Origin of the sequence: Vreelandella rituensis, from assembly GCF_003336665.1 — a bacterium.
Lineage (GTDB): Bacteria > Pseudomonadota > Gammaproteobacteria > Pseudomonadales > Halomonadaceae > Vreelandella > Vreelandella rituensis.
Genome location: NZ_QPIJ01000002.1, coordinates 1 through 12,704 on the forward strand (window position 1 = coordinate 1; position 12,704 = coordinate 12,704).

Sequence of the window (12,704 nt, forward strand, 5' to 3'; positions counted from 1 at the left end):
CCGTGAGCATTTGTCGGGGCATGGCAGGCTCGCCGTTTGTTGGTGTCGGAACCTCTATTCTGTGAGCTTGCCCCTATCCTGCCAAATCTTCCTGCCACCAAACATCAACAGACCCTAGCAACGCTGGTCGCTTTTTTACTGCGGCGCTTTTTCTTGCTGCCCCCCTGCGGTAACGATGACTTACCGGTCAAGATCAGATACACCACCACCAAGCTGCAATTGAGGCTGACCCACATCGCAAAAATGGCGACCAAAAGTATCCATGTCGTGGTATCCATCGTTTTCTCATCACATATGTCGAACGCATAAACTCAATATGCAGTTATTTAATAACTTCTAATACGCATGATACTAGCAACGGGCGAGGGCTTTCCAGGCTTAGCCACCCAAAACATCGCGCGGTTTACGCGCCCTCCCACCCTATATCAGCCATCTCAGACCTCAGGCTCAGCAGTTTCCCGGATTTCCACCCCTTTGGGGGCTTTGCCTTCCCACTGTGTAACGTCGGCAGCGTTTGGTGCCAGCGCCTGCTTTCTCATTCCGTTTGGCTACCAAACGCATTTGATAGTGTGGTAATCCATCCATTTTTAGCGGGATTCAAAAGTAGCCCTCAGGCCATCATGGCCAATTTCTGTTGAGGAGTAATCCCCTCTCAGTCCCATACTGGGGCGCTCGTTATTGTAATGCCAGAGCCAGCCGCGTGGCGTAATCCTGAACAGCTTCAGTGCTGTCGAAGAAATACTGAGCCAGCCAATTATTTCAACACATCTTCCGTAACCGGCGTATTAACACTAGCTGCAAACGGAACCACCTTCCCAATCACCCTATCCAAATACTTCGGCGGCAACCCATACCCCGGCCGAACGCACCGAATGCACCGAATGCAATCCTCAGTAATCACATCGCCGGCCTTCATATCCTTCACAAAGTAAAGCGAGCGCCGGAACTGGGCATTGCCCTGCGCACTGGATTTTCGGCCGTAGTCGACTTGCTCCAATGCCTTCCAAGCGGTTTTGCTGTCGCGACACAGAGCAGCGAGATCCGCAGGCTCCAGCGAGAAGCTGTCATCGGGGCCGCCGCCGTTGCGATCCAGGGAATAGAAGCGCCAAGTACCACGCTGGCAATGGCCGTGGTGTTATCCAGCGTGTGGTCCGACAAGTCGGTAACTAGGCCAAAGCGCTCGATCATGTCTCTGATGGTGCGCAGGTTGTAATCCTCTGTGGAAACAGGCATGTCTACCACGGGGTTCTCAAACCGCGAACTAGAAGTGCGGATACAGCTCAACAAATCACCCTCACCGCCATCATTGCTTCAGCAGCACCTACGCCCACAAAACTTCCCCGAAGTTCCGCAAACCGTCTCGCATTCACTATGGAGCGAGAATGCGGAGCTTCTCGCATCTCCAGCTCATAAGCAGCCAAGGCACTCATTTTAGTTTCCAGATGTTCTGAGATATCCACGAAAACGCTAGGCATGAAAGGTTTCGCGACCGGGGAATTCCACTCAGTCGTAGAGAGTACCTCAAATGCATATATCTCCATGACAGGCGAACCAGGTACCGGTCTACACGCCGTTAATACCGCCTGATGGGTGATTCGATGATCAATATTGAGGTCACCGTTGTGGTGCGTGTACACAATCTGCGGCTTCACTTCATCCACTACCTGCTCCAACTTCTGCACGATATCGAGCAGTGGCACTGTGTCCATGCGATTATCCGGGAAACCGAGCATAAAGCTTTGCTTGATCCCCAAAATCGTGTGAGCCGAAGTGGCGGCCGCGTTGCGCTCAGACAGTTCCTGTTCGCTGGCGTCCTGCCGAGAGGTGACGCCGTCCGCCAGAAACACGGCGTAAACTATATCTCCCTGTGCAACGTGCTTGGCGATAGTTCCACCGCAGCCTAATGCTTCGTCGTCAGTATGAGCCGCAACTACTAATACAGATCTACTCATCCGATATACCTCCACTTCATAGCTATACCAGCTTGCAAATCCTGATTGACTTTCCGGCCAAGTAGCACATCAATATGCTTTGGAGCCAAACCGTACCCGGGGCGAACGATTCGTAGGTTTTGCTCTGTCAAAACTTCACCCTTCTTCACAGCCTCAGCTATATAAAGGGAGCGACGAAATTTTAAGGATTTTTGCTCTACAACTGCGCCACCATATACAACCTTGCCGACACTAGCCCAAGCGCGCTCGCTTTCTTCTACCAGTGCTGCGAATTCTTGTGGTTCCAATGAAAAAGTGGAGTCAACACCGCCATCCTCTCGCCTAAGCGTGAAGTGCTTTTCAATCACAGTGGCACCTAGCGCTGCTGCAGCGCATGGAACGCCAATTCCGAGAGTATGATCCGACAGGCCCACCTGTAAACCAAACATCTCACGTAGATGGGGGATCGTCGCAACATTGGCATCTGCTGCCGTTGCAGGATAACTGGAGGTACACTTCAAAAGGATTATATTGTCATTCCCTTCGCCTTTGGCTGCCTGTACTGCATCTTGAATATCTGATACTGATGCCATTCCCGTTGACATTATGAGTGGCTTGCCTGTGGCTGCTGCCTTCCGGATAAGAGGCAGGTCAACTAGCTCAAACGACGCAATTTTGTAACAGGGAGCATTCAGCTCTTCAAGCAAGTCGATCGCGGAAAGCTCAAACGGGGAGCTAAACACTGTTAGCCCTAACTCATTACAACGATCAAAAATTGGCTTGTGCCATTCCCACGGAGTGACCGCCTCTTTGTAGAGTTGGTAAAGGTTACGTCCATGCCAAGGACTGGCTGGGTCATCAATCAGAAATTCTGGACTATCAATGTCAAGCGTAAGCCCATCAGGACTAGCGGTTTGAAGTTTAAGGGCATGAACACCAGACTTAGCCGCTGCTTCAACCAGCTCCATTGCGCGGTCAAGCGACTGATTATGGTTGCCGGACATTTCCGCAATGATAAACGGAGGGTGATCTGTCCCAACCTTTCTGCCATTTATCAGAATATCATTTTCAGTAGACATCATTATCACCCAAACAAAAATTTATATTTTGACCAAAATAGACAGGTTTTAAATCACTGACATTGAATGCGATAAAGTTGTCACCATCCTCAGAATCATCATAAGCATTAGATAAAAAAAGGCTTCTATGGATAGTGGTTGACCAAACATTTATCAATTTAAAACCTTCAGGAATAGCTTCAACATCTTCAAGCAATGAAGCAAGCGCATCTTTATCAGTGCCATCAAGGTCGATAATATGCAATGCACTTTTTTCTCCAAAAAATTTACATACACAATAGGCAACGACTTCTTTTTTCTTTCTAACTATGCCAAACCAGTATTTTACACCAGGCTTAGACTCGTATCGCCACCTGACGAAATCCCGGTCCTTCACTATACTAAACTCTCGCTCTTTCGATGCCTTCTTTGAACATTCAGCTAAACCAGATCTATCAGGCTCACTCAATTGTCCAAAAAACCATTCATTTTTCTGTCTTTTATTGACCCGGAAAACTTTCTTTTCGAGAAAACCAATCTTATCCTGATCCCCCCACCCAACTCTCTTATGACCCGGCAGGGCCAGAACGTTTGGAACTCCATATGCGATGGCACCGTAGTTATTCTCATGGGCGTCATTAAGTGAAGCCTTACTTATCTTTACAAACAGGTGCTTGCCTTGATGACCCGGACAAACAAAAACATTATTGCAAAGTAAGGCGGTGGCAGGCAGGCCTTGCCAGACACAGCTTACCGGGTACAAACAATATCCGGCTACAATTTCACCTTCCTGAATGAAGGCATATATTATATTTCTATTATCAAAAATCCATTCGTAAACTTCGGAAGCCAGCTTTCGATTAAATGCAGCCTCCCAAGCTGAAATAAAACCATTCTTCTGGCTAGAATTAATTTTCACCAAATCATATTCATTCATTTATACACACCTTGAGCCCGGAGCCAGAGTTAGCCCCCTCTATAAGCGCAAAGCGAGTTACACTTTCGTACCCCTCCGTCCCCATGTACTGATCACGAAAAACACCTTCAACGTTAAAGCCAAGCTTAAGGTGAAAATAGTAACTACGCTCATTGCTCTCTAATACATCAGCATTGAGCTTATGAAACCCGAGGTCATTGAAGTAATATATAAGAGCTTCCCGTCCCATTTTAGTACCAGTTCCTGGGGGCGCATCAGGTGCGGTGTAGAAACCCCAAAATGCATTACGAGAAACTCTGTTCATTTCCGTGAAATACATCACTCCACGGGGGGTATTGCCCTCGTCTAAAAAAATCAGCCATTCAGAGTCGCTCTTTTCGAACTCGCGCTCAAACCAAAGCTTATGCTTCTCGAGTTCTATAACTGATTGAGAGAACATGCTTGACCGAACCGATGGATGGTTTCTCCACCTCAGCATAAGCTCTAAGTCGTTTTCTCCAATTTCTCGTAACGCCATTATTTTATTTTTCCAAAAGCTCTCGGATGACATACTCTGTGCCGCGCCCATCCACAACTTTTCTCATCGCTGCTGAGCGTTTCGTATTAACTTCCAGATTCTGAAGTGCGTTTTCAATCGCGAGTGTCACAGCCGTATCTGTAAGCTTATCAGCAGGCCCAAGAAACTCAATCAAACCCTTACGCACCAGCGTTCGATTAATCTCATCTTGATTACTCGCAACACTGGTAACAATCGAGTTCAAACCAAGACACATTCGTTCCCAATTCGTAGCCCCTCCGGCCCCTAACATCAGGTCTGATCGCACCATTAAGGCCGCCAGGCTAGGCAACGCTGAATACAATCTCGTTTTAGAGCGCGCTTCAACTAGGTTTTCTACAATCGCTGGTGACGGGTGATTCTTTCCGATCACAACATCCACGAACAGATGCTTAAATTCCGGGCCTGCCAACGCTCTCAGATACCGCTCCGTGAGGTGGTAAGGGTCGCTGCCGCCCACAAAAATCAGAACCCGTGATATGACCCCATCGCGTTCCGGCAAAGATTTTGCTAGTTCTGCATATTCAGGGCGTAGCAGCGCGTACTTTGGCCCCAGAAGTAAGGTGCAATTCTCACTCACTATGCGTTCGTAACGCTCGATGATGCTGTGGTCTAAAGCATTCTGGTCCAACAAAACGGTACACTCATGAGGCCGATTCGCCAGATCGTCGATCACCATGATGTTGCCCACTGCGTTGGTCAGGGCACGCTCCCATTTCGCATCCAGCGCATAGTGGTCCACAACCAGCCAGTCCGGCGCGAGGTGCATCAGCAATGGTCGACAGGCCTCGGCATCGGCCTGCCAGCTCGTGCCTAGCCAGTGTGCATGGACCGGTTGCGCATCGCTATCTGGCCCGGTACCACCGGCTTGGCTCAGTATAGGCAGCCGATGTGCTATAAAGCCGCGTGCCTCGATCATATTTATCAAGTGACCAGGATGCTCGCGACACAGAAAGTGGCACTCGGCACCTTGCTCACGTAGCGCATTAGCCAGCGTTAGGCAACGCATGACGTGACCAGTGCCGATCTCGACAGCGGCGTCAACTCTTAATACGACGATGCTTATTGGCTTTTTTGCAGTAGAAACCATGTGATATCATCTTGGGGGAAATTAGGATCTCTGTAGTATACAAATCCATAGTCAATCAATTTCATTTCAGGGTACAGTTCCATGATTTCACCTGCAAAGTCACGCTTAAATAGCTTCTCCTTGTAACCACGGTACTCTACAGCTACTGGTGATGGATTATAGTATTCGGCTATAAGCAAGTATTTTTTTGTCGAATTAACAAGCTTTTGGTATGCCGTATTAAGTTCATCCGGATTGATGTGTATTAGCACTCCTTTTACTAATGAAAGGTCATATTTATTTTGGGATTTAAAATCTAATATACTAGTGTTTGATATATTTTTTTCAGGAATGTTTTTTTTTAGATTCTCGGCTGCATTATTATTTATTTCAACAGCGTACATCTCACTTTCAGGTAGCAGCAGATTAATTGCCTTCAGATTCATTCCAATATTTGCACCAAATTCAATGATACTTTTTATTCCTGAAGCATGACTTAGAGCTTTTGAGAAAAAGCTTATATTGCTAGCAAAAAGCAATTCACTCTGATTACGCTGAACGTATTCATCCCCAAAGGTTCCAGCCCAGAATTCTTCTTGATCAGTTTTAAATTTCATAGAGCCTCTTTATATCTTAATACGTTAAACAACCATCGTGCTCTTTCCCAGTCCTCCGGGGTATCAATATCCTGCACCCAGTGACGCGGCAATTTTACCGGCACGGCATCGTCGGTAAAGATAGGCTTACCCTGTAACCACGCTTCGGCGCGTCCCCAGTAGAACTGGCCGGCGTCGTGCCAAGCCTCTTCCAGATCCTGGGAACGGGTGGTGAAATGCTCGGGCTGGAACATCGCCACTCGCCCCTCGGCAGTCAGGCGCAAGGCGCGCTGAATGGGAAAGGCGTAGCTGGTTACCGAAAAGGCATACGCAACGCCTACGCTCTGCAGCGCTTGCCAACCCAGTTGAAGATCATCGGGCTGAACAAAGGGAGCGGTTGCATAAAGACAGCACACGGCCAGCGGGGCTTGATCATGCTCGCCCAGCCATTCAATCGCATGAGCGATTACAGGAATGGTGCCGGTATAATCATCCGATAACGCTGCTGGACGGATGAAGGGTGTCTCAGCCCCCCAGTCGCGAGCCACGGCTGCAATCTCATCGTCGTCTGTGGAAACGATCACCCGATCAAAGCAGCGGCTCGCGATGGCCGCTTCAATCGACCAGGCAATCATCGGCTTGCCACAGAAGTCTTTGATGTTCTTACGCGGAATGCGCTTGCTGCCGCCACGGGCGGGAATCACGGCGATGCAGCCAGTGACTGACGTATCATTCATCACAGCCCCAACGCCTTGCGCAAGGCAGCGATCACCAGGTCTTGCTCAGCCTCGCTCATAGTAGGATAGAGCGGCACACTGATCGCCTCAGCGTAGTAGCGCTCAGCTTCAGGGAAATTCCCGTGTTGAAAGCCTAATGGCTGATAGTAAGGCTGGGTGTACACCGGAATATAGTGCAGGTTGACGCCGATACCCTGCTCGCGCAACGCCTCGAAGGCCTGACGATGACTGACGCTAATCTCATCGAGCTTGAGACGAATCACATAAAGGTGGCGCCCCGAGTAGCTGTATGGATGCTGCCAAGGGGTAACGACGGGAAGATCAGCTAATTTTTCATCGTAACGCTCAGCCAGAGCATTGCGCCGTGCCACATAATCACCCAACCGCTCAAGCTGAGAAACGCCTAACGCCGCCTGCAGTTCAGTCATGCGGTAGTTAAAGCCCAGTTCCACCTGCTGGTAATACCAAGGGCCGTCGGCTTCATGGGTCATCAACGCCGGGTCACGCGTCACGCCGTGGCTGCGCAGCAGGTTCATCCGGCTTGCCAGCGTATCGTCATTGGTCAGCGCCATGCCGCCTTCGGCGGTAGTGATGATTTTTACGGGGTGGAAACTGAACACGGTGATATCGCTATAGCGGCCGCTACCAATGAATTCCTCTTGGTACTTGCCGCCAATGGCGTGGGACGCGTCTTCGATGATGCGAAAGCCATAGCGTTGGCTCAGCGCGTGGATAGCTTGCATATCGCAGGGCTGACCGCAGAGATGAACGGCCACCAGCACCTTGGGCAAACGTTCTTCTTGTTCCGCTTTTTGCAGCTTCGCTTCTAGCGCGTCGGGACAGAGATTGTAGGTACGTGAATCAATATCCACAAAATCCACCTGCGCGCCGCAGTAAAGCCCACAATTAGCTGACGCCACGAAAGTAATGGGGCTGGTCCACAACCAGTCACCTTTCCCCAACCCCAGTGCTAAACAAGCAATGTGCAGCGCCGAGGTGGCGCTGTTAACGGCTAACGCATGCTTAGCCCCCACGTGGTTGGCTATGCACTGCTCAAAGCGCGGCACCATCGGGCCTTGGGTCAGAAAATCTGACTGCAGTACTTCCAGCACCGCATCGATATCGGCTTGCTGGATATCTTGGCGACCGTAGGGAATCATCAAATAGCCCCGATTTTGTCCCAGTGCGAGTCGAGCCATGCCCATAAATCCGCATCGCTCATCCATTCAGGGTTGCTGTCACTGGAGTACTCAAAACCCTCCGGTACCTTTTTGCCATCCTTGATACGGTTGGCATCCTGGTCCCAGCTATTGATGGCCGGAAGAATCTTGAAATGCTCTGGGTATTCATAGGTGTAATAAGCATCTTCAATGCCGATCATCTGCTCATGCAGTTTTTCGCCAGGGCGAATACCCACCTCTTCCTGAACAGCATCGGGTGCGACCACACGAGCCAGATCCGTTACTTTCATGGAAGGGATTTTTTTGACGTAGATTTCGCCACCTTCCATGTCTTCAAACGCATGCCAAACCAACTCGACGCCCTGCTCCAAAGAGATCATGAAACGTGTCATGCGGTTATCGGTAATCGGCAACACGCCCTTGTCCTTGATTGAAACAAAGAAGGGAATAACAGAGCCACGCGAGCCCATGACGTTGCCATAACGTACTACCGAAAAGCGCGTCTTTTGATGACCAGCATAATGATTGCCGGCCACAAATAGTTTGTCGGAAGTGAGCTTGGTTGCTCCATACAAATTGATCGGGCTACTGGCCTTGTCGGTAGAAAGTGCCACCACTTTTTTCACGCCTTTATCGATACAGGCATCAATTAAATTCATCGCCCCCAGCACATTGGTCTTGACGCACTCGAAAGGGTTGTATTCTGCCGTTGGCACGATCTTGGTCGCAGCGGCGTGCACTACATAATCAACGCCATCCAAAGCACGATAAAGGCGCTCACGGTCGCGCACATCGCCGATGAAGAAACGCACGCGCTCATCACCTTGGAAAAGCTTGGCCATTTCCCACTGTTTCATCTCATCCCGAGAGAAGATAATCACTTTTTTAGGGTTGTAGCGTGTCAGCAACATCGGGATAAAGGTGTGGCCAAAGGATCCTGTGCCACCGGTGATGAGGATGCTGGCATGGTCAAACATTATTCGTATACCTCAGAAATAAATGAAGGAATCTGTATAAACTCTTCACTTGGCTGGTTTAATACTCGATAAGGAATGCCGAGGTACTCGCACTCCCAAGCTGAGGTAGTGAAAGGGTCTACAATAATAACTTTTTTAGCCCTAGCGTAAGCTTTTTCTATAGGCCTATTTTGATCATCAAGTATAGCTCCTTCTGGAAGGAGGTTAATTATATTTTTCTCATAGCTTGGGTCAAAACCATGCTGTCTTCGAAAGCGAAAAACAACCTTCTCATAACTCGAAGCATCTAACTCTCTCAAAAAATCAAAGATATCTTTATTATTGTAGGGACTGCAATCTGTACCATCAGTAATATTGGGAATTTTAGGCCTATTAGGACCAATAATCAATATTTCATCTTTTGCTTTTACTTCTTTCATAGCCTCTTGATAACTATTAGCTAAATGCTCTAACCTGTGCTGTGGTGCTGGAATAGTCTTCTCACTCTCATCATGCCAACCCCATGTATAGAAGACATCAGAAATCCTTTTTTCATATACTCCTGCATGGCTTGAATATTCACCGTACGCTCCCCCATGCTGTTGCAGATGGAGAGGAACACCTTTTTCTGCATACAGTGCTGCTATGATGCGGCTAAACGTTGATGCCAGCTGAGTCGAAACAATAACTTCTGGTGAATACTTTTTCTCAATACGTTCAGATCTATCCAACATTTCAGGAAAAAGTTCCATGAACTCACCGGGCAAGCTTAAAGCCAAGCTTGTCCAAAAGCCGTTAAATCCTTCTAGGGGATTTTCTAAATCTTTCCTTGCTATTCTACAGCGAGCAGGCCAATCAATATATTTTTTTTCACCAACCCATATCGAAGGAATAAAAACCAAATCAATTTTTTCTTTTTTTAGCTTATCTCTCCAATAAACATGGCTATGTGCACCCAAGTCAAAAGCATAACCTTGACCACCTTTAACGTTATTCTTAATGTGTCTTTTCAAGCTGTTAAAATTTTCTTCTGACTTTTCATCTATCGAAAAATTAGCTCGCTCTTTTGCAACACCCGCAACATCAAAATAATCAGAGACATATGGAGAAAAATCATCCACTCTGTTATAGGTAAGCTTTCCAAATTCCATCAAATTAGCACATGGAAATAAAGAGGTAACGCGTTCACCTGACCTTTCATTTAACAGCTCGTTATTCCACCTAGAAAGATAAGCCTGTATAAACCTTTGACCAAGAAAGTAATGCAAAACAATATCCCAAAAACGAGCACCTTTTTCTAGACCATGGTAGTCATTAAGGAATATCGTCAACTCTTTTCTTGCCGATTCATATAAAAAATCCCTACTCTTTATTATCTCTATTGTAGAACAAATCTTAAGATTATTCTTGCTTCTCGCCGGTTTAATTTTTCTTTTGTCAGTGACAAAAGAAAGCATGTAATCGCGAGCGTCTTTAGCTTCAAAAATCACATCCAAAACAAAAGAAAGCTTTATCTTACTTTCATCACTTAGCGATTTCAGCCTTTCCTCACTAGGCAAAAATACGGCATCTGCGCTTTCAAGCTCGGTTGCCTGGTACGGAGACTCACCAACCTCTGCATTAAAGAGGCTGTGAAATTTCATATCATTAAACCGATAGAAGCGAAAGCCGTTACGGCTGGCCCAGTATTGTAGCTCAGCAAGGCTGGGCTGCTTTTCATGGGTTGGCTGGAATGCCACGCGGGCTTGAATTAGCAACGTATCTTTCAGCGCTTCTTTGCCATGGCCAAGAATTGTTGCAGCGTCGCTAAGGTCATCAAGGATAAGCCAGTCTAGACTTCCCAGCCCTTCAATGCTGTCTAGGGCAATGGTGTTGATAGGTAGCTTAGTTAGCACTTTCGCGCCTTGGCGTCGGTGTTCCGGCAACTGCACTTCTGGTAGCGGCACTAAAGTGCTGCTCATCTCAGGGGCTAGGCACGTATAAAGTGTGCTGGGCTTACCATCTCCCAACAAAGCGTGCTGGAAAACTTGAATGGTTTCACTGCCTTCATATTGTTTTGGATCGTCAATTTCACTGGCAGGGTCAAAAGCGACAATGCCGAAAGCACCAAGTGCTGCTAGCTTATCGGACGCTCCAGTTTTTATTAACTTAGCGCGGTTATCCAGCACGATCACTTTTCCGCTAATCTGCCAGTCGAAATCTGGGGCCGCTAATGGGCGTGTAGGAGTTTTTGCGTTACTATGCTTACCCTGTACCATTCTCAGGAAAGAGGTATCTACCTTGAACTCGGGCTTGCCCGCTACACTAGTTAGGTTATGGCGGTGACGCTTTCTCTCGCTAAAGGTGAAGTCTTTATTACCTGCGCGCTGCTTCACCAAAGGGGTAAAGGCATTTACTAACCGTTGCGTCGCTTTATCAATATGGTGCTTTTGCTCACCTACACGCTTTGCGCGCTCTACATACGTTTGGTAAAGCGCTTCATCATCGTAAAAGACAATAACAGCATTGAGCAGTGGCTGCAGCTCTTCATCGTTGAGTAGATACTGGTGAGGCTCTTCATAGCATTCTTCAGGAAAGTCAAACGCGATACCGGCATCATCGATCATTTCGGGCATGCCGCCGCGGTTCGTTATTAGCGCGGGAATACTGTTAAGCATTGCCTCTGCCAATACACGGCCAGAGCTTTCCCACCATAGGCTTGGAGCCAGTAACACACGTGCACGGCTGTACGGCCCACACATATCGCTTGTGTTGGGAGTAACGATGATGTTGGGAAGGCTTTTCCGCTCTTGGCCAAGCTTTTTTGAGGTCTCGCGCAATACTTCTGCCCAATCCGCACGCGCTTCTACCACTTCTATCTCGATATCAGGCCTCGCGCGCTCAAGCTGCAGCGCAAGCTGAACAACGATACTCGCTCCTTTGACCCAGCTAGGGTTGACGTAAAGCAGTCGCTTACGCTCGTGGTGTTCAGCAACAAACGTCGCCGGGTCAATAAACTTACCTACTGGTTTAGCAACAAACCCTATGTCTTGGCGGTACATATCCGCAGTGGCTTGGCTATCGGTAAGAATCAAGTCGATATCTCGGCACCAACGTGTTGCCTTGTAGTTCCCATTGGCGAGGTAGAATGCTGACGGGATTCCACGAGAGCGGGCTTCATCAGGAATTAGCGTTTCTAGGGTTTGCCCACCGTAATACCAGACTACGTCCGGTTTGAAGCTATCAAGCAAGTACAAATACTGGCCATGCCACAGCTCTTCTTCGTGAGAAGTCAAGTGTCTTCTTTTACTGCTGTATGTCACTAATAACTGATGGGTAAGCGAATCGTCTTTCGCTTCAATCAGCTGATTAAGTTGCTTTTTGAAATCTGGGTGCTGTTCTTTTAAGCGCCCCATGCCTTTTACGTCATCGAATATAGTGGCACCTAGCACTTGCACCTCGTACCCTTGCCCCACCAGCTGATGCAGCATTTGCCGCACGCTCATGCTTGCCCCGCTGGAGGTATCCAGCAGGCAGGATGGATTCGCCCACAACAGACGGGGCTTACGTTTTTGATTAGCGGGTGCGGGTACAGCTGCTTGTTTAGCCATGGTGTTAATCAACCTAAAACATGAATGTCACTAGTGTACCTAATCACACCCGCGACGTAAGGATAAAAAATGATGTATTCAATGCGAAAAAAA

The 12,704-nt window shown here is 48.1% G+C and carries 13 protein-coding genes; all 13 read right to left on the reverse strand.

The genetic code is table 11. The features are described from left to right. Nucleotides 1–104: 104 nt before the first annotated feature. Complete coding sequence (locus tag DU506_RS21555; protein ID WP_181870666.1) at nucleotides 105–278, reverse strand: hypothetical protein; 174 nt, start codon at nucleotides 276–278, stop codon at nucleotides 105–107. Nucleotides 279–754: 476 nt separating this feature from the next. Beyond that, nucleotides 755–916 (reverse strand): hypothetical protein, encoded by a 162-nt coding sequence (locus tag DU506_RS22060; RefSeq protein ID WP_235825396.1) that lies wholly within the window; start codon nucleotides 914–916, stop codon nucleotides 755–757. A 5-nt stretch (nucleotides 917–921) separates the two neighbouring features. Then, nucleotides 922–1,233, reverse strand: a complete 312-nt coding sequence (locus tag DU506_RS01805) for an N-acetylneuraminate synthase family protein (RefSeq protein WP_235825397.1) — start codon at nucleotides 1,231–1,233, stop codon at nucleotides 922–924. A 47-nt stretch (nucleotides 1,234–1,280) separates the two neighbouring features. After that, the gene (locus tag DU506_RS01810; protein WP_114485255.1) at nucleotides 1,281–1,952 is read right to left on the reverse strand and encodes a PIG-L deacetylase family protein; all 672 of its coding nucleotides are present in this window, start codon (nucleotides 1,950–1,952) and stop codon (nucleotides 1,281–1,283) included. Further along, complete coding sequence (gene pseI, locus DU506_RS01815) at nucleotides 1,949–3,010, reverse strand: pseudaminic acid synthase (RefSeq protein WP_114485256.1); 1,062 nt, start codon at nucleotides 3,008–3,010, stop codon at nucleotides 1,949–1,951. Before pseI ends, DU506_RS01810 begins: the two co-directional genes overlap by 4 nt. Further along, nucleotides 3,000–3,926 (reverse strand): GNAT family N-acetyltransferase, encoded by a 927-nt coding sequence (locus tag DU506_RS01820; protein ID WP_114485257.1) that lies wholly within the window; start codon nucleotides 3,924–3,926, stop codon nucleotides 3,000–3,002. Before DU506_RS01820 ends, pseI begins: the two co-directional genes overlap by 11 nt. Next, complete coding sequence (gene pseH, locus DU506_RS01825; RefSeq protein WP_220254270.1) at nucleotides 3,919–4,476, reverse strand: UDP-4-amino-4,6-dideoxy-N-acetyl-beta-L-altrosamine N-acetyltransferase; 558 nt, start codon at nucleotides 4,474–4,476, stop codon at nucleotides 3,919–3,921. Before pseH ends, DU506_RS01820 begins: the two co-directional genes overlap by 8 nt. After that, on the reverse strand, nucleotides 4,448–5,572 hold the full coding sequence (pseG, locus tag DU506_RS01830) for a UDP-2,4-diacetamido-2,4,6-trideoxy-beta-L-altropyranose hydrolase (RefSeq protein ID WP_114485259.1): 1,125 nt from the start codon (nucleotides 5,570–5,572) through the stop codon (nucleotides 4,448–4,450). The genes pseH and pseG overlap by 29 nt, the downstream gene beginning before the upstream one ends. Beyond that, on the reverse strand, nucleotides 5,545–6,168 hold the full coding sequence (locus DU506_RS01835; protein ID WP_114485260.1) for a pseudaminic acid biosynthesis-associated methylase: 624 nt from the start codon (nucleotides 6,166–6,168) through the stop codon (nucleotides 5,545–5,547). The genes pseG and DU506_RS01835 overlap by 28 nt, the downstream gene beginning before the upstream one ends. Further along, nucleotides 6,165–6,884, reverse strand: coding sequence for a pseudaminic acid cytidylyltransferase (pseF, locus tag DU506_RS01840; RefSeq protein ID WP_114485261.1), 720 nt, complete (start codon nucleotides 6,882–6,884; stop codon nucleotides 6,165–6,167). The genes DU506_RS01835 and pseF overlap by 4 nt, the downstream gene beginning before the upstream one ends. Further along, nucleotides 6,884–8,083: a UDP-4-amino-4,6-dideoxy-N-acetyl-beta-L-altrosamine transaminase gene (pseC, locus tag DU506_RS01845; RefSeq protein WP_328587947.1), complete on the reverse strand. Its 1,200-nt coding sequence runs from the start codon at nucleotides 8,081–8,083 to the stop codon at nucleotides 6,884–6,886. Before pseC ends, pseF begins: the two co-directional genes overlap by 1 nt. After that, nucleotides 8,044–9,042 (reverse strand): UDP-N-acetylglucosamine 4,6-dehydratase (inverting), encoded by a 999-nt coding sequence (gene pseB, locus DU506_RS01850; protein ID WP_114485263.1) that lies wholly within the window; start codon nucleotides 9,040–9,042, stop codon nucleotides 8,044–8,046. Before pseB ends, pseC begins: the two co-directional genes overlap by 40 nt. Next, the gene (locus tag DU506_RS21880) at nucleotides 9,042–12,623 is read right to left on the reverse strand and encodes a glycosyltransferase (protein ID WP_220254271.1); all 3,582 of its coding nucleotides are present in this window, start codon (nucleotides 12,621–12,623) and stop codon (nucleotides 9,042–9,044) included. The genes pseB and DU506_RS21880 overlap by 1 nt, the downstream gene beginning before the upstream one ends. Nucleotides 12,624–12,704 lie beyond the last annotated feature (81 nt).